This window comes from Adlercreutzia sp. ZJ242 (assembly GCF_011038995.1).
Classification (GTDB): domain Bacteria; phylum Actinomycetota; class Coriobacteriia; order Coriobacteriales; family Eggerthellaceae; genus CAAEEV01.
The window spans coordinates 1-21,334 of the sequence record NZ_JAAKEE010000034.1 but is presented as its reverse complement, the minus strand read 5'-3'; the positions used below and the strand labels follow the sequence as shown (position 1 = coordinate 21,334).

Sequence of the window (21,334 nt, the reverse complement as noted above, 5' to 3'; positions counted from 1 at the left end):
GCGGTTTTGACGATGCCCACGATCAACGACGTCATGGAGATGGCCGAGCTTCTGCGCAGCAAGTCGGTCGTGGCCGTCGAGGACCACTGCGTGGCGGTGCGCAACCGCAACGCGTCGTGCCGCCTCTGCGCCGACGCGTGCATCGCCGACGCGATCACCGTGGGAAAGAACGAGCTTGTCATCGACGCGGGCGCGTGCGTGGCGTGCGGCGCGTGCGTGGCGGTCTGCCCCACGGCGGCGCTCGTGTCGCTCGACCCTATGGACGAGGACCTGGCCGTGGCCGTGGCGGGCGCCGTGGCCCAGACGGGCACGGGCACGGCGTGCGTCGCGTGCGCGCGCATGGCCGCGCGCCAGCTCGGCGACCCGGAGAAGTTCGCGTGCGTGCCGTGCCTGGGGCGCGTGACTGAGTCGCTTGTCGTGGGGCTCGCGGCGCACGGCATCGAGGACATCGTGCTGGTGGACGGCACGTGCGTCACGTGCAAGTACGGCGCGGTCTCGCCGGCGGTCGACGAGACGGTCGACGCCGCGGCGTCGCTGCTCGAGGCGGTGGGCGCGCCCGTCGTCATCGCGCGCGCCTCCGAGTTTCCGCCCGAGCTGCTCGCCCATGACGCGCTCGCCGTGCGCGGTGCCGCGCGGCGCGGGTTCTTCACGCAGGCGGGCGGCTACGCGAAGAACGTCACCATGACGGTGGCCGAGAAGGCCGTGGCCGACGCGCTCCACCAGGACCAGAAGCAGAAGCTGCGCACGCTGCGCGAGCGGCTCGGCGCGGGGAAGAGCGGCAAGATGCCCACCTTCGTGCCCGAGCGCAACATGCGCATCATGGACGCGCTCTGCCAGGTGGGGGAGCGCACCGGCGCGCTCGAGGCGATCATGCGGGCGGCCGAGGAGGGTGAGGCTGTCGCGAACGCCGGCGCTGACGCCGCCGTGGCGCCCGCTGACGCTGCTGCGCTCTCCGCGCCCGTCCTCAGCACGCGGCACTTCGGCGCGCTCTCCATCGACGCCGAGAAGTGCTCGGGCTGCGGGATGTGCGTGATGTTCTGCCCCACCGAGGCGCTCAAGTACTCCACGCTCGAGGAGCCGGCCGACGAGGACCTGCGCTACCTCGAGTTCCAGGCCGCCGACTGCACCCAGTGCCGGCTGTGCGTCGACGTGTGCCTGCGCCACTGCATCCAGCTGTCGCGCGAGGTGCCGGTGCCCGAGCTCTTCGACTTCGAGCCGCGCCTGGTGGAGATCCCTCGCCCGAAGAAGCCCGCCAAGCTCTTCAACCGCAATCGCAACCGCTAGGGAAACGCTGGTCAATTCCGCCATCCCTGAATCCGCATGACGGCGCCCAGCGGCCTCAGGCCTCGTTTGCGCCCGTCATGCGCACTCTCAGTTTTTAGTCCCGTGCATTCTCCAGCGGCCTCAAGGCAAGGCAGCCTTGATCGGCGTTTTCCTCGTCGCGCCGCATGTGCGTGGAAGGGGCGTCATCTGGGGCTCCTCGCCGCGGGTTTTGCCCCAGTTCGTCATGTTCCCCGTTGCAAACATGCGAGAAACACGCGATCTGATACCTGCGCGTCGTGCGTCAAGCTGGCTGCTCATGTCAAGATGTAATGAACGCATGTTTAATTGTCATGAACGCTGTGCTGATGATGAGACATTCGCTTCGCGTGGTGCTGAGCGGTATCAGATCGCGTGTTTCTCGCCCTTTGGGAAGCGCGCGCGTGCATTTCGCGCCGCTGTGGTATACTTTCAAGCGCTCTATCGCTTTATCGTGATAAAGTGAAGGCAAAGCGGGGCGCCGCAGAGTGGCGCTTCGCGTGAAGGAACGCTTTCTCAGGAGGAACGGAATGAAGAAGAAGATCACAACGCTCGTCGCGGCCGTTGCCGTGCTGAGCCTGAGCGCGCTCATGCTGGCGGGCTGCTCGAGCAGCAACGCGAGCTCAAGCGCCGCAAGCTCCGCGAGCTCTGCCGCCGACAAGGCCGCGACTGAGACCACCAAGCTCGTCGTCGGCTTCGACAACGCCTACCCGCCGTACGGCTTCATCGGCGACGACGGCAAGGAGACCGGCTTCGACCTCGACCTCGCCGCCGAGGTCGCCAAGCGCAACGGCTGGGAGTACGAGCAGCAGGCCATCGACTGGGATGCCAAGGACGCGCTGCTGAACCAGGGCACCATCAACTGCATCTGGAACGGCTTCACCATGGAGGGCCGCGAGGCTGACTACACCTTCTCCGAGCCCTACATGCTCAACGAGCAGGTCATCGTGGTGAAGAAGGGCTCCGACGTCAAGGCGCTCGAGGACCTCGCCGGCAAGACGGTCATCACGCAGGTTGACTCCGCCGCGCTCGACGTGCTCGAGAATGACGAGGAGGGCGGCCAGGCCGCGCTCGCCGCGACCTTCGCCGAGCTGCAGACCATCGGCGACTACAACAACGCCTTCATGCAGCTCGAGTCCGGCATGGTTGACGCCGTCGCGTGCGACCTGTCCATCGCCGCCTACCAGATGTCCGCCAACCCCGACGCGTACGTGCAGATCGAGGAGCCGCTGAGCTCCGAGCACTACGCGGTGGGCGTGAAGAAGGGCGACACCGAGATGGCCGACCAGATCACCGCCACGCTGAAGGAGATGTACGAGGACGGCACCGTCGAGGAGCTGTGCAAGAAGTACGAGGAGTACGGCCTCACCTTCGACAACTGGATCCTGAAGTAGGAAAGCAAGCTCGAACGGCTTTAGGAGCCGAGCTCGTCGCGAAGCGGGCGGGGGCGCGTGCCCTCGCCCCCTTCGCGTGTTTTGAGGGCTTTTGCGTTTGCCGCGGAATCGGCGAAGCGGCGCGTGGCGCGGCGCTGTGCGGCACTGTGCGGAGCGGACGTAGCGCGCGCGGCGCGGGCGCGGTTCGCACGGGCGTGCGCTACGGGCAACATGGCGCGAGCACACGTGGCTCGCACGGCGGCACGGCACGGCGATGTCGCGGCAAGCGCAAGGCAGCATACGAGAGGGGTAGCGCGTGGAATTTCTTGACGCTCTTCTGAAGGGGATGAGCTTCGACGTGATGATGGGCCTTCTGGGCAACGGCCTCATCATGACCTCGAAGATCTTCATCGTGACGCTCATCGGGTCTCTGCCGTTGGGCGTGGTGATCGCGCTCGCGCGCATGAGCAAGTTCAAGCCGCTCTCGTGGCTGGCGCAGCTCTACATCTCCATCCTGCGCGGCACGCCGCTCATGCTGCAGCTCATGGCCATCATGTTCGGCCCGTACTACCTGTTCGGCCTGCAGATGGGCCCTGACTGGAAGTTCATGGCCTGCTACATCGGCTTCATCCTGAACTACGCGGCCTACTTCGCCGAGATCTACCGCTCGGGCATCCAGTCGATCCCGCAGGGGCAGTACGAGGCGGCGAGCGTGCTGGGCTACACGCGCGCGCAGACGTTCATGAAGATCGTGCTGCCGCAGGTCATCAAGCGCATCCTGCCCGCCATGGGCAACGAGATCATCACGCTGGTGAAGGACACCTCGCTCGCCTTCGTGCTGGGCATCATGGAGATGTTCACGCAGGCCAAGGCTATCGCCGCCAGCCAGGTGAGCATGCTGCCCTACGTGGTGGCCGCGCTCATCTACTGGGTGTGCTGCCTCGTGATCGAATTCGTCCTGAACCGCGTCGAGAAGAAGCTGGACTACTACCATGACTAACGCCGTCGTAAAGCTGGAGCATGCTCGGAAGAGCTTCGGGGACAACGAGGTGCTCAAGGACATCTCGCTCACGGTGAGCAAGGGCGACGTGCTGGCGATCATCGGCCCGTCGGGCGGCGGCAAGTCGACGCTGCTGCGCTGCCTCACCATGCTCGAGACGCTCGACGCGGGCAGCCTGAGCTACGGCGACCTGTCCGTGACCACCACCGACGCGCAGGGGCGCGCGGTCTACGGCGGCGCGGACGTGATCCGCGAGGCGAAGACGCGCTTCGGCTTGGTGTTCCAGAGCTTCAACCTGTTCCCGCACTACACGGTGCTCAAGAACGTCACCGACGCGCTCATCTGCGTGCAGAAGATGCCCAAGGACGCGGCACTTGCGCGCGGGCGCGAGCTTCTGGCGAAGATGGGCCTCTCGGGCAAGGAGGACATGGTGCCGTGCGACCTGTCGGGCGGCCAGCAGCAGCGCGTGGCCATCGCGCGCGCCCTCGCCATGAACCCCGACGTGCTGTACTTCGACGAGCCCACGAGCGCGCTGGACCCCGAGCTCACGCGCGAGGTGCTGAAGGTCATCCGCGAGCTGGCGGCCGAGCGCATGACCATGGTGATCGTCACGCACGAGATGAGCTTCGCGCGCGACGTGGCCGACCAGCTCATCTTCATGGACGGCGGCGTCATCGTGGAGCAGGGCCGCGCGAGCGACGTCATCAACAACCCCGAGCACGAGCGCACGAAGGCGTTTCTGTCCAACTACCAGCAGGGGTAGGGAAGGGGCGGCGGCCCGCCGGCGCGGGCAGGCGTGCGCACCGGCAGGCGGGCGCGCGGGTGCAAGCGCGGGCAGCAGCGCGCCGACGGACGGGCGCGCGATGCCGCCGCCTCATCCAGCCCGCCTGCCCGGCGGCCCGCGCTTCCTGGCGTACGCCAGGCGGGGTGCATCCATGACGTAAAGGTGACGATTGCGCGGCGGCGCGCCACCTCGTGCGCGCGGAATGATAAGGTGAGTCCGTCAATTGGAATTGCCTCGCGGGGCATAACTCGGGCCGACCTCCACGGCGTCCCGCGCAGCGGTTCTCGACGTGACGGACATCGAGCTTAAGGAGCATGTCACATGACGGATGCGAACAACACCCCCTCGGGGAGCGGCTACCCCAGCCAGCCGGGCCCCGCGGGTCAGCAGGGCTATCCGGGCGCGCCTTCCGCGCAGTCTGCGCCCCGCCACTCGGCGTATCACTCAGCGTACCAGTCGACCTACCAGCAGGGCGGCGCGGGCTACGCTGCGCCTGCGGGCGCTTCCGCCTCATCGGGCGGCATGGGCGCCGGCGTCCCCGGCGGCGCGCCGCATGGCCCGCAGCGAAAGAAGGGCTCGGCGGGCAAGACCTTCCTCGTGGCGTTCGCGGGCGCGCTGCTCGCCTGCGTGCTGGCCTTCGGCGTCGCCGGCGTGGTCGGCCTGGTGAGCGACGGCGGCACGTCGGGCGGCGCCTCGCTGGGCGCCTCCACCTCGGCGCCGGTTGACGCGGGCGAGGCCGACGCGACGCTGCCCGAGGCCGTGGCGGCCAAGTGCCTGCCCTCCGTGGCGGCCATCGACGTGTACGCGAGCGCCGCGAGCAACGCGCTTCCGTTCGGCTTCGGCACCGGGCAGGGCCAGAACGCCGGCGAGCTCACGCAGAGCTCGCTGGGCTCGGGCGTGGTGCTGACGGCTGACGGCTACATCATCACGAACTACCACGTGGTGGAAGGCGGCGAGGCCTACCAGGTGACGGTGGGCGGCGAGACGTACGACGCGGAGCTCGTGGGCTCTGACCCCAGCTCTGACGTGGCGGTCCTGAAGGCGAAGGGTGCCTCGGGCCTGACGGCCATCGAGATCGGCGACTCGGACAACCTGACCATCGGCGAGTGGGTCATGTCGATCGGCAGCCCGTTCGGCCTCGAGCAGTCGGTGGCCACGGGCATCGTGTCAGCCACGAGCCGCTCGCAGATCATGGAGCCCTCGACCGACATGTACGGCAACAGCACGGGCGAGTACACCATCTACCCCAACATGATCCAGACTGACGCGGCCATCAACCCCGGCAACTCCGGCGGCGCGCTCGTTGACGCCGAGGGCAAGCTCATCGGCATCAACACGCTCATCACGTCGTACTCGGGCAACTACTCGGGCGTGGGCTTCGCCATCCCGGTGAACTACGCCATCAGCCTGGCCCAGCAGATCATCGACGGCAAGACGCCCACCCACGCGCAGCTCGGCGTGTCGATGACCACGGTTAACCCCTCGATCGCGAAGCGCTACGGGCTCGCGGCGGAGGAGGGCGCCTACGTGTCGGCGGTGAGCGCGGGCTCGGGCGCCGCCGAGGCGGGCATCGAGGCGGGCGACATCATCACGTCGTTCGACGGGAAGGCCGTGGAGAGCGCGTCCGACCTGATGCTCGACGTGCGGGCGAAGAACCCGGGCGACGTGGTGACGGTCACGGTGAACCGCGACGGCGCGACGAAGGACCTGCAGGTGACGCTGGGCTCCGACGAGTCGAGCATGAGCGCCATGCAGCAGCAGAGCGGGAACCTGCTCGACATGCTGCGGGGCGGCGCGGGCTCCGGCTCGGGTGACGCCGCGTAGCGCGAAGGCGCTCTGCACACGACTCACGACACGCGGCATGTGACGCACGACACACGGCTTGCGACGCACGGCGCACGACGCGCGGCATGTGACGCACGAATCCCGACTCACGACTCACGACAGCCCCATCGTTTCGTCCCTTTCTCCGGCGGCGCCCCTCCTGCGAGGGGCGCCGCCGCGTATATTGGGTGCATGTCGGGAGGGCGTGCAAGAAAAAGGCTGCGTTTTGGCAGAAATCTTCAGATGTTTGTCAATGCAAAGGCTCGATGGCCTTCCATGGGGCCTATTGACGGCAAGGGGCGCGACAAAACACCAGGTCAGCTTTTTTGGTATCGCGTAAAAAGCTGCTGAAAGGCATGTTTGCATACCCGGGCATGCAAACATCTGAAGATTTCTGCCAAAATTCACTGATTTTTTTGCACGCCCCCTTTAACGCGCGGCCAACGGGGGGATTACCCGTCGTCAAGGGGCGTGCTGCAGCGGGCCGCCGCCGCCGGCGCGCGTGCTAGAACTTCTTTTACTCGCATCCTCGTGAAAGGAGTTTGAGCATGAGCGAGCCTCGCATCTCACCTCGCCGGCCGCGGGCGGCTCGGCCGGCTGCCGCGCAGTCGCTGACGTTCTTCGGGTTCTTCGCCATCACGGCCTCCATGGTGATGACGGTGTACGAGTACTCCACGTTCGCCTCGTCGGGGCTGAGCCTCGTGTTCTTCCTCGTGGCGGGCGGCGTGCTGTGGTTTCTGCCCGTCGCCCTGTGCGCGGCCGAGATGGCCACGGTGCGCGGCTGGGAGTCGGGCGGCATCTTCGCCTGGGTGGGCAACACGCTCGGGCGGCGCTGGGGCTTCGCGGCGCTGTTCTACCAATGGTTCCAGATCACCGTGGGGTTCGTCACCATGTGCTTCTTCGTGCTGGCGGCCCTCGCGTTCGTGGTGGGGTGGGACGCGCTCTACCGCAACCCGCTCGTGATGTTCGCGGGCGTGGCCGTGATCGTGTGGGTGCTCACGCTCACCCAGCTCGGCGGCACGCGCCTCACCGCGCGCATCTCGAAGATCGGCTTTCTGCTCGGCATCGTGCTGCCCGTGCTCGTGCTGGCGGCGGGGCTCGTCGCCTACTTCGCCACGGGCGGCACCTCGGCGCTCGCCTTCGACGCGGCGAAGCTCGTGCCCGACTTCGGCAACGTGGACACGCTCGTGATCTTCGCGTCGTTCATCCTGGCCTACATGGGCGTGGAGGCGTCGGCCTCGCACGTGAACGAGCTGGAGAACCCCCACCGCGACTACCCGCTCGCGATGATCGTGCTGTGCGTGATGGCCATCGCCTTCGACGCGCTCGGCGGCATGGCGGTCGCCACCACGCTTCCCGCGAGCACGCTCGACGGCAACATGAGCTTCGGCGTGATCGAGGCGTTCCGCGCCATCTTCGAGACGCACTTCGGCATGGGCTGGCTGGTGTACGCGATGGCCGTGCTGCTGGCGCTCGGCGTGCTGGCCGAGATCTCCGCGTGGATCGTGGGCCCGTCGCGCGCGCTTCTGGAGACCGCGAAGGAGGGCATCATCCCGCCGTCGTTCGCGAAGGTGAACAAGCACGGCGTGTCGGTGAAGACGGTGCTGATCCAGGCGGGCATCGTGACGTTCTGGGACGCGGTGCTGTGCGGGTCGATGGCTTTGTCGGGCGGCTCGAGCTCGTCGGTGGCGTACCTGACGGCCATCGGGCTCACCGTGGTGATCTACCTGGTGGGGTACGTGCTGTTCTTCCTCGGGTACTTCGACCTGGTGCTGCGGAAGAGGAGCCTGCCGCGGTCGTTCCAGCTGCCGGGCGGCGTGCCGGGCAAGGTCGTGGTGGCCGGCGCGGGCCTGCTCATGACGGTGGCCACGCTCGTGATCTCGTTCTTCCCCTCCTCGGAGCTCTCGGCGCAGGAGAACCTGGTGTACGAGGTCACGCTGGCTGCGAGCTTCGCGGCGTCGGTTGCCGTCCCGTTCGTGATATACGGCCTGCGCCGCCGCTGGGGAGGCGACGCGCCGGGCGCGCCCGCGGGTCCACCTCATCAGGCCGCGCGCCGCGTGGCGCGCACCTTCCCCACGCCCCTGAAGTCCATCGCTCGAAAGGAGAGCACCCATGCCTAGCACCGCCCACACCGCCCTCGTCGACCTGAACGCGCGCACGGGGCTTGCGAGCCCCATCTTCGGGTCGGTGGCCGCCGACGTGGAGATGCCCACCACGCGCCTGGCCGCCGATCCCGTTGACCCCCGCGTGGCCAGCGAGATGATCCGCGAGTACCTCTCCACCGAGGGCAACGCGCACCAGAACCTCGCCACGTTCGTGCAGACCTACATGGAGCCCGAGGCCGCGCGCCTCATGGCCGAGACGCTCGAGAAGAACGCCATCGACAAGGACGAGTACCCCATGACGGCCGACCTGGAGAACCGCTGCGTGGCCATCATCGAGGACTTGTGGCACGCGAACCCCGACGAGCATCCCATGGGGACCTCCACGGTGGGCTCGTCCGAGGCGTGCATGCTCGGCGGGCTGGGGATGCTCTTCCGCTGGAAGAGGCTCGCGCGCGCCGCAGGCGTCGACGTGTACGGCGAGGTGCGCCCGAACCTCGTGATCAGCGCGGGGTACCAGGTGTGCTGGGAGAAGTTCTGCCGCTACTGGGACGTGGAGATGCGCACGGTGCCGCTTGACGAGGGCCACCTCTCGCTTGACGCGCAGGCCGCGCTCAAGCTCGTGGACGACCGCACCATCGGCGTCGTGGCCATCCTCGGGATCACCTACACGGGCCGCTACGACGACGTGGCGGCGCTCGACGAGGCGCTCGGGCGCTACAACGAGGGCGCGCGCGTGCCGGTGCGCATCCACGTGGACGGCGCGTCGGGTGCGATGGTGGCGCCGTTCGTGGAGCCTGACCTCAAGTGGGACTTCCGCCTGCCCAACGTGTGGTCGATCTCCACGTCGGGCCACAAGTACGGGCTGGTGTACCCGGGCATCGGCTGGGTGGTGTGGCGCTCGCGCGAGGCGCTGCCCGAGGACCTCGTCTTCTGGGTGAGCTACCTGGGCGGCGAGGAGGCCACCATGGCCATCAACTTCTCGCGCTCGGCCGCGCAGATCGTGGGGCAGTACTACGTGTTCATGCGCAACGGCTTTGCGGGCTACAGGGAGGTGCACGAGCGCACGCTCGACGTGGCGCGGCGCCTGGCGCAGGCCATCGAGACCATGGGCGTGTTCGAGCTGTACGAGGCGGCGAACGAGGTTCCCATCGTGTGCTGGACGCTGAAGGAGGGCGCGCAGCGCAGCTGGACGCTGCACGACCTGGACGAGCGCCTGCGCATCCACGGCTGGCAGGTGCCCGCCTACCCGCTGCCGACGAACCTGGAGCACGTGACGGTGCAGCGCATCGTGGCGCGCGCGGATCTGTCGATGACGCTCGCGGACAAGCTCATCCGCGACATGCAGGCCGAGATCGTCCATCTGGACATGGTGACGGGGGAGGAGGAGCCGGCTGCCGGCGCGGGCGCGGACGGTAGCGAAGGCGCGAGCAGCGGCGCGGGCGCGGCCGGCGGCGAAGGCGCAAACGGAGGCAAGGGCGCAGACGGCGGCGCCCCTGACCCCGCCCGCCGGAAAGCCGCCTTCGACCACTCGGGCCGCTAATGCCCGGGTAATTCCCGCCTGACCAAGCCCAGCCCGCACGATAAGTATTATTCTGTTCTCGCACTTGGAAAACGGAAGGATACTCATGATCAACGAGAGAATGTTCGACCTGGGCGACGAGCCCAGCGCGATCCGCGAGCTGTTCTCCTACGGGCTGGGCCGCAAGGCCGAGATCGGCGCGGAGAACGTGTTCGACTACAGCATCGGCAACCCCAGCGTCCCCGCGCCGGCCAAGGTGCGCGACACCATCCTCGGGCTCATGGACGAGGACCCGGTGGCGCTGCACGGCTACACGCCGGCCTCGGGCGACCCGAAGGTGAAGCAGGTGGTGGCCGACCACATCCGCGCGAGCTACGGCGTGCCCGCCACCCCGGGCAACATCTACCTCACGGCGGGCGCGGCGGCGGGCATCGCCATCACGCTCACCGCCATCACCAACCCGGGTGACGAGGTCATCGTGATCTCGCCGTTCTTCCCCGAGTACTCCACGTGGATCGGCACCTGCGGCTGCACCCGCGTCGAGGTGCCGGCGCTCGTGCCGAGCTTCCAGATGGACGTGCCCGCCATCGAGGCCGCCATCACGGCGAAGACGAGCGCCGTCATCATCAACTCGCCGAACAACCCGGTGGGCGCGGTGTACACGCGCGAGAACCTCGAGGCGCTCGCCGCCATGCTCACGCGCAAGGAGTCCGAACTCGGCCATCCGATCTACCTGATCAGCGACGAGCCGTACCGCGAGATCACCTACGGCAAGGAAGTGCCCTACGTGCCGTGCGCGTACCCGCGCACCATCGTGTGCTACTCGTACTCGAAGTCGCTGTCGCTGCCGGGCGAGCGCATCGGCTACATCTACGTGTCCGACTACATGGACGACGCGAAGAGGGTGTCGGTGGCCATCGCGGGCGCGGGCCGCGCGCTCGGCTACATCTGCGCGCCGGTGCTGCTGCAGCGCGTGATCGCCGCGTGCATCGCCGAGCCCTCCGACGTGGAGGCGTACGCCACGAACCGCCGCATCCTCACCGAGGGCCTCTCCGCACTCGGCTACGAGTACGTGGAGCCTGACGGCGCGTTCTACCTGTGGGTCAAGGCGCTCGAGGACGACGCGCAGGCGTTCTCCGACCGCGCCAAGCAGTTCGAGCTGCTGCTCGTGCCCTCTGACAGCTTCGGCTGCCCCGGCTGGGTGCGCCTGTCCTACTGCATCGCCCGCGACACCATCGAGCGCTCGATGCCGGCCTTCAAGCAGCTCATGGAGAGCTACCAGTAAGCAGGTGCGCGTGAGCTGCGTGTGAGCCGCGCGCAGATGCCGGCGAGCGCGCGTGCAGGCCGTGCGCAAGCGCATACGTGCGAGCCGTGCGCAAGCCGTGCACGCAAGCGCCGCCCGCCGGCACGCCCGAAGGCGCCCCATACGGCTTTCCAAGGGGCTGCGTCAGAGGCCTTGAGCAGCCCCTTGAGTCGCTCCGTATCGAGCTGAAAGAAAGAAACCCACCGCATATCGTGGTGGGTTTCTTGCTGATGGGGATTTTGCCCCAATCCCTTTCGCTCGGGCGAGCTCACCTCGTCGCGCGCTCGGCCCCTGTCGCCGTCGCCTGCGCTACGAGATGCTCGCGCCCAGATCGTAGGCTTGCTGCAGGCCGGGGTTGCCCGCGATGGCGCCCTTCTCGTACACGCTGTTCACGATGACCTCCCCGATGCTCTCCTGCTTGCAGTAGCTTGCGCATACCTTGTAGCTGTTCACCAGCGGCTCGCAGGTGGAGGCGTCCTTGTCCTCGAAGCAGAGGAGGAGCCCGATCTGCGGGATGTTGAACGGCTTGGCGATGCCGCAGAACATGCGGTCTTGGAAGGCGCGCAGCTGCGCGGGGAAGTTGTAGTAGTACATGGGCGTGGCGAACACGAGCACGTCGGCCTCGCGCAGCAGCGGGTAGAACTGCTGCATCTCGTCCTGCTGGACGCAGGCGCCATCGTGGCCGAAGCAGTACTCGCACGCCATGCAGCCGCCGATTTTCGCATGTCCCACGTCGATGCGCGTCACGCTGTTGCCGGCCGCCTCGGCGCCTTTGATGAACTCGTCTGCGAGCATGCTCGAGTTCCCGCCTTTGCGCGGGCTGGCATGTACCACCAAGATGTTCTTTGCCATGGAAACGCTCCTTGACCTCGTTGCCTCTCTCTTACGGCATTATAGCGCGCATGGCGGGGGCGCGTGCGACAAGGAGCGCAGGCCGCAGGTGGAGCGCGCAACGGGGGCGCACGGCGGAGTGCGTGGCAGGGGGCGCAGGCCGCAGGCGGAGCGCGCAACGCCGTGGCGTGGCGCAGGGCGCATGACAGGGAGCGCACGGCGGAGTGCGTGGCAGGGGCCGCAGGCCGCAGGCGGAGCGCACGGCAAGGGACGGCAGGGGCGGGGACAGCGGCAAGGGGCGGCAGGGAACGGGGGGAGCAGCGGGAAACGGGGATGATGCCGTCAGTTGACGCTGCCGCTATGTTATGCAATACTTATTACGCAACAACTATTACCTTTATGAGCATCACTCAACGTCAACCAACGGAGGCAGCATCATGCTGAGAATCGAGCACCTGACGAAGGTCTTCGGCGAGAAAGTCGCCGTGGACGACCTGAGCCTGCACATCATGCCGGGCGAGATCTACGGGTTCATCGGCCATAACGGCGCGGGCAAGACGACGACCCTGCGCTCGGTGGTCGGCATCCAGCAGTTCGACGGCGGCGAGGTCTCCATCAACGGCATATCCATCAAGGAAGACCCCCTTGCCTGCAAGCGAATGCTCGCCTACATTCCCGACAACCCCGATCTCTACGAGTTCATGACGGGGATCAAGTACCTGAACTTCATCGCCGACATCTTCGAGGTGGGCGCAGAGGCGCGGCAGGCGCGCATACGCGACTATGCTGATCGGTTCGAGCTCACTGCCGAGCTGGCCCAGCCCATAGCCGCGTACTCCCACGGCATGCGGCAGAAGCTCGCCATCGTGGCGGCGTGGCTGCACGAGCCGAGGCTCATCGTGATGGACGAGCCTTTCGTCGGGCTCGATCCGAAGGCGTCCCGCCTCCTCAAGGACATGATGCGCGAGGTGTGCGACGGCGGCGGCGCGATATTCTTCTCCACCCATGTGCTGGAGGTGGCCGAGAAGCTCTGCGACAAGGTGGCCGTCATCAAGAAGGGAAGGCTCGTTCGCTCCGGCACCGTGGAAGAGGTCAAGGGCGACGACTCCCTGGAGGACGCCTTCTTGGAGCTGGAGGGGCAGCGATGATCGGCGTATTGCTCAAGAAGCAGGTAGCTGAGGTATGGCGCGGGTACTTCTACGACGCGAAGGAGAACAAGGCGCGCTCCCGGCTTTCCACGGCCGTGAGGTTTCTGCTGTTCGTCCTGCTGATGGTCGTCCTCATCGGAGGCATCTTCACGGCGCTGGCCCTCTTCCTCTGCCAGCCGCTCACGAGCGTCGGCATGGGGTGGATGTACTTCGTCGTCATGGGGATGGTCGCCGTCCTCCTCGGGGCGTTCGGCAGCATATTCAACGGCTACGCCGGCCTCTACCTCGCGAAGGACAACGACCTGCTGCTCTCCATGCCCGTGCCGCTGGACGCCATCCTCGTCGCGCGCCTGCTGAACGTCTATCTGCTCGGGCTGATGTACGCGGGCATCGTGTGCGCGCCTGCGCTGATCGTGTACTGGGTGACGGTCCCGTGCGATGCCTCCATCGTGCTCGCCGGCCTGCTCTGGGCCTTCCTCGTGTCGGCGCTCGTGCTGGTGCTGTCCTGCGCGCTGGGCTGGGTGGTGGCGCGCATCAGCTTGAAGCTGAAGGACAAGGGCCTCGTGTCCGCGATCGCCGCGGTAATCCTCCTCGCCGCGTACTGGGTCTTCTGCAGCCAGATATACGCGGCGCTGTCTGACCTGACCGCCAACGCCGCCGCCTACGGCGCGCAGATGCGGGAGTCGGCGGCGGTGCTGTACTGCTTCGGCCGGGCGGCGGAGGGGGACTGGCCTTCGCTGCTCGCCATGGCGGCGGTCATCGGGGCGGCCTTCGCCGTGGTCTGGGTCATCCTGTCGCGCACGTTCCTGCATACGGTCACGGCGACCGGCGCGCAGGGGAAGGCGACGTATCGCGAGAAGGCGATGCGGCAGAAGAGCCCCTCGCGCGCCCTCCTGGCAAAGGAGCTGCAGCGGCTCATGTCCAGCGCCAACTACATGCTCAACTGCAGCCTCGGGACGGTGCTGCTCCCCCTGCTCGGAGGGCTCCTGCTCTGGAAGGGGGGAGAGTACGTGGAGCTGTTCGACGAGGTGTTCGCGGGGGCGCCCGGCACCGCGTCGGTCCTGCTCTGCGCGGCCGCCTGCATGCTCGCGGTCATGAACGACATGGTGGTGCCCTCGGTGTCCCTCGAGGGCGGGAACCTCTGGCTCGCGCGCTCCCTGCCGGTCTCGACCTGGCGAATCCTGCAGTCGAAGCTGCGCCTGCAAGTGGCCCTCACGGCAGCGCCGCTGTTCCTCTGCAGCTTGTGCATGGTGTTCGTGCTGCGCGCTTCGCTGGCGGAATCGCTGCTTCTGCTGCTCGTCCCGCAGCTGTTCGTGCTGCTGTATGCCCATCTGGGACTTGCATTGGGGCTTCTCTGGCCCAACCTCAAGTGGACGGACGAGACGGCGCCCGTCAAGCAGAGCATGGCCGTTGTCCTGGCCATGGTCGCAGGCTGGGTTTGCGGGTTGGCCTTGGTGGTGGTTTGGCTCTGGCGGGGATGGCACGCGGGGGCCGTGCCCTATCTTGTGGTCGCAGCCGCGCTGGCCGTCTTGGCGTGCGCAGGCATTCGCCTCTGGCTCAGGTCGAGCGGCTGCAGGCGGTTCGAGGCGCTCTGACCCTGCCTGCAGGGGGCTGCCTGCGAGAGGTCGCCTGTCGCAGGCTGCCTACGATGAGCTGCCTGTAGGGGGCTGCCCGTGAGGGTCGTAATCATAACGCGCAAGCATTGGTTGGAAGGAGGCTCGCATGCCACCGAAGGCGAAGTTCACGAGGGAGCAGATAGTCGAAGCCGCCCTCGACATCATTCGCGACAAAGGCGTCGGGGCCGTTACCGCGCAAGCTGTGGCTAAGCAGCTGGACGCGTCCACGCGCCCGATGTTCACCTATTTCGACACGGTGGAGGACCTTCGGGTCGCGGCGACGGACGAGGCGTGGCGGATATACGACGAGCGGGTCGTGCAGGGGCTTGCGCTCACGCCGGCGTTCAAGGGGTTCGGGATGGCATGCGTTCGCTTCGCCGTGGAGGAGCCGAGCCTCTTCCGGCTGCTCTTCATGCGCAAGTCGGAGCGGACGAGCATGGACGAGTTCCTCGAGCGCGAAGGGCATCTCGACGACGTCCTCGATGCCGTGATGAGCACCTTCTGCATCGATCGCGGCCAAGCCAAGTGGCTTTACGAGAACATGCTGATCTACGTGCACGGAGTCGCCACGATGTGCGCGAGCGGGGTCGTCAGGTTCACCGACGAGGAGGTCGCCGAGAGGCTGGGCATGCTGTGCCGCGGCCTGCTCATGGTGCTGCTGGCGCCTGCGGATGAGCGGACTGCCGTGATACCCGGCCCCGACGTGGCATTCGACGGCAGTCTTGAGAACTACCTGTCCCGTTGACGCCCTGCGCCCGCCCCGAGCCCGGCTTTGCTGCCGATGCGCTGCCCAGGTGCGCTCGCATATGGGCAGAGGGAGGCACTGCCGCTTTCGCCGCACCCGCCGCCCCTGCCGCCCCTGCCGCTCACGCGTCTCTGCGCGGGCTCGGCAGGCTCGGCAGGCTCAAGCTCCCATCATGCCAGCGGGCCGCCCTCGGGCGGCCCGCTTCGCGTATTGTCGGCGTTGGACGGGGCAGCGCTGGCGCTACTCCACGCCCACCATGACCTCGGTGGACTTGATGACGGCCACGGCCTCGCCGCCGACTTCGATGCCCAGATCCGAGATGGCCTCGTTGGTGATGGAGCCCTTCACGCGCTGGCCGTCGGGCAGCTCGATGGCCACGTGGCCGTTCACGGCGCCCTCCTTCACCTCGACGACGGCGCCGCGCAGCTGGTTGCGCGCGGAGAGGCCCTTGACCTCGGCGTCGGCGAACATCACCGAGCTGGCCTTGATGACGGCCACGGCCTCGCCGCCGACCTCGAGGCCCAGGTCGCGGATGGCGTCCATGGTGATGTCGGCCTTGACGGATCGGTCTGCCAGCTCGATGGTCACGATGCCGTTCACGGCGCCTTCCTGGATGTGGGAAACGGTGCCCTTCAGCTGGTTGCGTGCGGAAATCTTCATGGACTCGTCCTTTCGCTGGGGCAGGTTCCGCCTCGCGGCCTGCCGTCCTCTCTGCTCGGCATTCGACGGCGCGAACCCGCCTCGCTCAACGTGCGAGTTGAGGTTCGCGCTATCGCCTGCGCAAGACTATTATATTCAATTAAGAATTATCTACAATAGAATATAATAATTGACCTCCAAAGCTCCTGCAATCGCCCCGCGCCAGCATCTGCGACGTCTTGGGAGGCCGAGGCGCCCTGCCTCAGCCCCTTTTGCCGTCGAGCGGAACGCCCTACACGCTAAGGTAGCGCTCGACGGCGTCCCACTCGGCGAGGGCGCGGGCGCGCTCGGGGCTCAGGTAGGTCGTCGAGAAGAAATAGACGTCGCCGTTCGACGCCTCGATGCGCTCGAGGTCGGCGTAGTCGGCGTGCGCGCGCGACGCCTCCCATGCGGCCTCGACCGCCTCCGCGCTCATGCGGAAGGGCGGGTTGGCGAAGCTCGAGCGCGCCATGGGGCGCGGGTAGACGCGCGCGTCCTCGCGCACGCAGTCGGCGAAGGTGACGAGCGGGTTGTCCTCAGCTGCCAGAAACGCCCAGTGCGCGTACGCGTCCGTCATGATCGAGGAGTCGTAGAGGTAGTAGCTGCGCGCGCCGACGAGCGCCTCGATGTGCGCGGGGTTGACCTCGATCTCGGCTGGCTCGGCTGGCTCTCCCGCCTCGCCCGTCTCGAGGAGCACCCACTCGCCCTCAAGCTGGACCAGCTCGAAGCCCTCGGGGATGTTGAGGCCCGCGTCTGCGGGCGCTGCCGCCGGCGGCTCGATGCTGCGCTTGGTCTCGGGCATCGCGGGCAGCGCAGAGGCTTCTGCGCCCGCCGCGCGCACGAACAGCCGCGGCACGCCCACGCTGCGGCTCGCGTAGGGCGAGGCGTTCGCGGGGACGGAGGCGACGCCAGCGAATGCGCCCGCGGCCCCAGCCACATCCGCGCCCGCACCCGCGCCTTCCGCGCGTCCGTCCGCCTGCGCGCCCGCGCTCGCGTCTGCCTGCCCGTCCGCAGCCTCGGCCGCAGCCGGGCTCGCACCCTCGTCTTCCGCCTGCTCCGCGCGCCATGCCTCCAGATGGTCGTACACCAGCATCTCGAAGTCCTCGGCGCTCAAGTGCGCAGGCACCCAGCCCTGCTCCTCCCAACGCGCAGGCGACACCAGCTCGCTTGAGGCCGACTGCGCGCGCACGTCGTCGAACACGGCCGCCAGCGCTCGGAGCTCGGCACGCTCCTCTTCGGCGCGCTCCTCGTCCACCAGCATCTCCACGCGCATGTCGCGCAGGCTGCAGTGCTCGCACATCATGCACGGAACCGAGTACTCCTCGCACGGCACCGCTGCGTCAAGCTCTGCGCGCGTGGCGCCCTCGCGCGCCAGGAAGTCGCCCACCAGGCCGCGGATGGCGCAGACGGCGAAGTACAGCGCGTTGGCCTTGCCCTCGGGCACGCCGTCGAGCGCCGCGCGGATGTCCTCGGTCGTCACCGTGAGCGCCGCGTCCAGCGTGCGCCCCTCGATCATCGAGCAGGCCACGCTCGCGCAGCCCGTCATGGCCAGGCAGCCGCGCGTCTTGAAGCCCGCGCGCTCGATCACGAACCGCTGCAGCACGTCCGCAGCTCCGCCCGCGCTCGCTCCCGCACTCGCCTCAGCTCCCGCATCTGCCTCCGCGGCGGGAGCCACCACCGCGAACAGGCGGCACGCCACCTCGCCGCGCTTCGACTTCCCCGCCATGCTCTGCGCGTTGAAGCCCTCGGGCCGTCCGGCGTTCCGGAAGTTCGCCACCACCGACAGGAGCGCGTCGGAGTAGCCCTCCACCCCCGTGTCGACCTCGGTCTGGTACACGTCAGGCGTGCGCAGCAGCACGCGGTCCTTCGGCTCGTCGTAGACGTTCCTCACGTCGCCCATGGCAGCTCCCCTCGCAACCCCTCGCACAACGCGACGCGGGTAGCCGGGCGCGCGAGAAGATCAATGTGTATCTGTCATTACAGTATGCTATGATGCCTACTCAAATGTGCAACACATCCCCTCTTTGGGGATAAATCGTTTAATCACGCAGTAAAACACCAGGTCAAATGCCTTTATTGAGCAATAGGGGGATCCTATGCCAAAAGAGCAGCCAGGCGGTGCGCCTGCGCGAAAGCCGAGCGCGCCGTCGCAGGGAGTCGAGCCCCAGGCCGACGAGAAACCGCAGCAGCCCGACGCCCCCAGCTTGCGCGACATGGCGCGGCCGCTTTTCTGCCTGTGGCCCCTCGTCATCGGCCTCGCCTCCGGACGCGCCGGGCTCATCGTCGCGTGCTACGGCAGCTACTCGCAAACCGACGAGGGGGTGTTCACCGACGGCGCCATGCTCATCGCGCTGCTCATGATGCTCGTCCTGTTCGTCATCCTCGTCGCGCGCAAGGCCACGCTGGGAAAGCGCGCCGTCAACCGCATCACGCGCGCCTGCATCGCGCTCGAGGCGCTCACCGTCGCCGGGCTCGGCCTCGCCGACCTGCTCGGCGCCGAGGGCTTCGCCCTGCGCTTCGCGCTCTCCGTCTCCTGCACGTTCTCCTCCTCGTTCGCCATCTTCTACTGGCTGCGCCGCGCCCGCGGCACGAGCACCACCGTGGCCGCCGTGTTCGTGTTCTCGGCGCTCATCGCAAGCGAGGTGGAGCTGTACCTGATCACGTTCATGCCCGTCTGGCTGGGGAACTTCGTCGCGGCGGCGCTCGCCTGCCTGCAGTACCCCTGCATGGTGTGGGCGCGCAAGCAAGCCCAGCCGCGCGACATCAACGCGCCCACGCATTCGACTGACTACTTCGGCTTCACGAAGGACCTGATCCAAAGCAAGCGGTTCCTCATCGCCACGGCGTTCGGCATCGGGTTTCTGTCGGTGGTGATCGGGCTTCTCCGCGGCTACCCCGACGGGCTGCCCATCCCCTTCACCCCGCCCACGCGCGCTGCCTACGGGCTGCTCACCGTGGGGATCTCGGCAGCCGTCATGGCGCTGGTGCTCAAGGAGCGCCACCGCGTCATGACCGTGGGGATCTTCACCCTGATGCAGGCGCTCGCCTGCCTGGCGCTTCTGGCGTACGCGGCGTTTCCTGGCGCACTCGAGGTGGGCGCGGTGTTCACCACCACGCTGAACGCGCTCATGGTGGCGTTCAGCTGGTACATCATCATCGCGTTCATGAGCTGCGGCTGGCGCGACCCGTACTACTACGCCATGGCCGGCTGGTTCGTGTGGATCGGCGCGCGCGCCATGTCGCGCACCGCGCTCCTCATGACCTACCAGTTCTCAGCGAACGACATCTTCGTGAACGCCCTCATGGGAACGCTCGTGGTGCTGTCCACGCAGGTCGTGCTCCTGCAGTTCCTCGGCATCATGCGCGACGTCTCCGCGCAGGATGCCGCGTCGGCGCCTTCCGCGCAAGCGCCCGCGACGAGCCCGACCATCGTGCGCATCATGGGCCTCGACGAGGGGGAGACGCTCGCGAGCGTGCGGCAGGCGTCCATGCGCCACTCCGCCGAGCTCATGGGCGCGCAGTTTCTGCTGTCCGAGCGCGAGGTGGACGTGCTGGCGCTCTACGCGCTCGGCTTCACGCAGAAGCGCGTGGCCGAGGAGCTCTGCATCAGCCCCGGCACGGCACACGCCCACATCAAGCGCATCTACGCCAAATGCGACATGCACTCCCGCCAAGACCTCCTCGACTACCTGGAGAAATACGCCTCTTGATTCGAGCTGACTCGGGCTAGCTTGGGTCGGCCTGAACTTTAGAGGATAGGGGGACGGATTGCGACGGGCGGATTGACGGGCAACGCATCGGGTGAATGACGAGCATGAGGCTTATGGCCTGCCATTCCCCGAACGGACGGACAACGGGGATGGAGCCTGTTTCCCGCGTTAGCAATAGAACGTCAGGTCGCCTTGGAAGACCTCTTGCCATTTCTGGCAGATGTAGCCGTGGTTCAGCGACACGAGCTCCAGAATGTCCGCAAGATCTCTCTCGGGAATCTTCGACCTGTTGTGTGCTAGAAAACAGCCTCCTGATGAGGTGAGCCATATCTTTGTCGCGTTTTCCGCAGGTCGTTTAATGGCGACGTGAATATGGACGGGCTCACCGTTCTCGCCGACCCAGAAGAAGAGGATGTATGGGCCGAACTCGAGAACCTTAGACATAGGCCTTGCTCTCTTCTCGGGCGAGGCGGTAAATGAGAGGCGCGTTGTTCTTCACGATCTCGGTGAGGGAGGCAAGCTCGGCAGCGGTGAAGCCTTCCGCTGATCGCCACTGGCAGTGCGGCAGGAAGCACGTAGCGCTGTCGAATCCGCCGTCGACGGGGCGCTCGACGGAAATCTGCACTGTCTGATCAGCGAGAATGCCCGAATGGGCGATCTGAGTATCGTCGGCAAGTTTGATGTAGTTGTACATCATGGGAGACCTCCGCGCTTTGCCTCGACAGCTTTTCCGACATTGTATCACGCTCTGTACCTTGGCGGTTGACCCCTGGGCAACGCAGACGGCGGGCTGCATATGCGGGCATGCCGAGTGGGACGCCGTCGAGCGCTACCTCAGCGTGTAGGGCGTTCCGCTCGACGGCAAAAGGGGCTGAGGCAGGGCGCCTCGGCCTCCCAAGACGTCGCAGATGCTGGCGCGGGGCGATTGCGGGCGCTTTTGCCCGAGCGACCGACAACGCCCTCTTTCCATCCACCATTCCGAAAAGCTGGATGAAAAGAGGGCGTTGTCGGTGCTTTGAGCCCCGAAAACCACCGACAACGGTGCTTTCGCATCCACTTTTCTCGGGAAATCGCCGATAACGGCCTCGTTTCATCCAGAATCACCTGAGGGGTGGATGGAAAAGCGCCGTTGTCGGTAACGCTGTCGACGACCGACAGGTGGGGCGACAGGCGAGGTGACAGGCAGGGCGCGGAGTCGAAGGATCTGGCTGCGAGGGGGCTGCTCATGCGGGCGCATCGCGCTCGGGGCCAGATCCTTCGACTCGCTTCGCTCGCTCAAACGCTCCTATAACGTCAAGGGGCAGTTCGCGCGGGCCCGCCGTCGGCGCCGGAGGCGCCCGCGAGACGCGCGAGGTCGCGCCTGAGGGCATGGAACACCTGGCGCGCGATGTAGCGCTTG

At 67.0% G+C, this 21,334-nt stretch carries 17 protein-coding genes; 12 read left to right on the top strand and 5 right to left on the bottom strand.

Annotated elements, in window-relative coordinates:
- Positions 1 to 12: 12 nt before the first annotated feature.
- The 8 genes from G7Y49_RS08510 (at position 13) to G7Y49_RS08475 (ending at position 11,189) form a co-directional block, all read left to right on the top strand.
- Positions 13 to 1,284, top strand: a complete 1,272-nt coding sequence (locus G7Y49_RS08510; RefSeq protein ID WP_165172915.1) for a DUF362 domain-containing protein — start codon at positions 13 to 15, stop codon at positions 1,282 to 1,284.
- A 545-nt stretch (positions 1,285 to 1,829) separates the two neighbouring features.
- A complete protein-coding gene (locus tag G7Y49_RS08505) occupies positions 1,830 to 2,693 on the top strand; it encodes an amino acid ABC transporter substrate-binding protein (RefSeq protein WP_165172913.1) in 864 nt (287 codons plus the stop codon).
- A 325-nt stretch (positions 2,694 to 3,018) separates the two neighbouring features.
- Positions 3,019 to 3,672, top strand: a complete 654-nt coding sequence (locus tag G7Y49_RS08500) for an amino acid ABC transporter permease (RefSeq protein ID WP_165172929.1) — start codon at positions 3,019 to 3,021, stop codon at positions 3,670 to 3,672.
- Positions 3,665 to 4,435 carry an amino acid ABC transporter ATP-binding protein gene (locus tag G7Y49_RS08495; protein WP_165172911.1) on the top strand — a complete coding sequence of 257 codons (771 nt, stop codon included), beginning with the start codon at positions 3,665 to 3,667 and terminating at the stop codon, positions 4,433 to 4,435. Before G7Y49_RS08500 ends, G7Y49_RS08495 begins: the two co-directional genes overlap by 8 nt.
- A 342-nt stretch (positions 4,436 to 4,777) precedes the next feature.
- A complete protein-coding gene (locus tag G7Y49_RS08490) occupies positions 4,778 to 6,280 on the top strand; it encodes a S1C family serine protease (RefSeq protein ID WP_165172909.1) in 1,503 nt (500 codons plus the stop codon).
- Between the two features lie 548 nt (positions 6,281 to 6,828).
- On the top strand, positions 6,829 to 8,400 hold the full coding sequence (locus tag G7Y49_RS08485; protein ID WP_165172907.1) for an amino acid permease: 1,572 nt from the start codon (positions 6,829 to 6,831) through the stop codon (positions 8,398 to 8,400).
- Positions 8,393 to 9,925: a glutamate decarboxylase gene (locus G7Y49_RS08480; protein WP_165172905.1), complete on the top strand. Its 1,533-nt coding sequence runs from the start codon at positions 8,393 to 8,395 to the stop codon at positions 9,923 to 9,925. Before G7Y49_RS08485 ends, G7Y49_RS08480 begins: the two co-directional genes overlap by 8 nt.
- An 85-nt stretch (positions 9,926 to 10,010) precedes the next feature.
- Positions 10,011 to 11,189, top strand: coding sequence for a pyridoxal phosphate-dependent aminotransferase (locus G7Y49_RS08475; protein WP_165172903.1), 1,179 nt, complete (start codon positions 10,011 to 10,013; stop codon positions 11,187 to 11,189).
- 327 nt (positions 11,190 to 11,516) lie between these two features.
- On the opposite strand, the gene G7Y49_RS08470 is transcribed toward G7Y49_RS08475, so the two are convergent.
- Positions 11,517 to 12,059: a flavodoxin family protein gene (locus tag G7Y49_RS08470; protein ID WP_165172901.1), complete on the bottom strand. Its 543-nt coding sequence runs from the start codon at positions 12,057 to 12,059 to the stop codon at positions 11,517 to 11,519.
- 416 nt (positions 12,060 to 12,475) lie between these two features.
- Here G7Y49_RS08470 and G7Y49_RS08465 point away from each other — a divergent pair, with 416 nt between their 5' ends.
- The 3 genes from G7Y49_RS08465 (at position 12,476) to G7Y49_RS08455 (ending at position 15,547) form a co-directional block, all read left to right on the top strand.
- Complete coding sequence (locus G7Y49_RS08465; RefSeq protein ID WP_165172900.1) at positions 12,476 to 13,186, top strand: ABC transporter ATP-binding protein; 711 nt, start codon at positions 12,476 to 12,478, stop codon at positions 13,184 to 13,186.
- Positions 13,183 to 14,781: a hypothetical protein gene (locus tag G7Y49_RS08460; RefSeq protein WP_165172899.1), complete on the top strand. Its 1,599-nt coding sequence runs from the start codon at positions 13,183 to 13,185 to the stop codon at positions 14,779 to 14,781. The genes G7Y49_RS08465 and G7Y49_RS08460 overlap by 4 nt, the downstream gene beginning before the upstream one ends.
- A 127-nt stretch (positions 14,782 to 14,908) precedes the next feature.
- Positions 14,909 to 15,547, top strand: a complete 639-nt coding sequence (locus G7Y49_RS08455; protein ID WP_165172898.1) for a TetR/AcrR family transcriptional regulator — start codon at positions 14,909 to 14,911, stop codon at positions 15,545 to 15,547.
- Between the two features lie 240 nt (positions 15,548 to 15,787).
- On the opposite strand, the gene G7Y49_RS08450 is transcribed toward G7Y49_RS08455, so the two are convergent.
- Both G7Y49_RS08450 and G7Y49_RS12285 read right to left on the bottom strand, forming a co-directional pair.
- A complete protein-coding gene (locus G7Y49_RS08450) occupies positions 15,788 to 16,207 on the bottom strand; it encodes a molybdopterin-binding protein (protein ID WP_165172897.1) in 420 nt (139 codons plus the stop codon).
- A gap of 271 nt (positions 16,208 to 16,478) precedes the next feature.
- On the bottom strand, positions 16,479 to 18,125 hold the full coding sequence (locus G7Y49_RS12285; protein WP_241157350.1) for an iron-sulfur cluster assembly scaffold protein: 1,647 nt from the start codon (positions 18,123 to 18,125) through the stop codon (positions 16,479 to 16,481).
- Positions 18,126 to 18,321: 196 nt separating this feature from the next.
- On the opposite strand from G7Y49_RS12285, the gene G7Y49_RS08440 reads away from it, so the two are divergent.
- Positions 18,322 to 19,935, top strand: a complete 1,614-nt coding sequence (locus G7Y49_RS08440; RefSeq protein ID WP_241157349.1) for a LuxR C-terminal-related transcriptional regulator — start codon at positions 18,322 to 18,324, stop codon at positions 19,933 to 19,935.
- A gap of 168 nt (positions 19,936 to 20,103) precedes the next feature.
- On the opposite strand, the gene G7Y49_RS08435 is transcribed toward G7Y49_RS08440, so the two are convergent.
- Positions 20,104 to 20,379, bottom strand: coding sequence for a DUF4160 domain-containing protein (locus tag G7Y49_RS08435; RefSeq protein ID WP_165172896.1), 276 nt, complete (start codon positions 20,377 to 20,379; stop codon positions 20,104 to 20,106).
- Positions 20,372 to 20,632: a hypothetical protein gene (locus G7Y49_RS08430; protein ID WP_165172895.1), complete on the bottom strand. Its 261-nt coding sequence runs from the start codon at positions 20,630 to 20,632 to the stop codon at positions 20,372 to 20,374. The genes G7Y49_RS08435 and G7Y49_RS08430 overlap by 8 nt, the downstream gene beginning before the upstream one ends.
- Between the last annotated feature and the right edge of the window lie 702 nt (positions 20,633 to 21,334).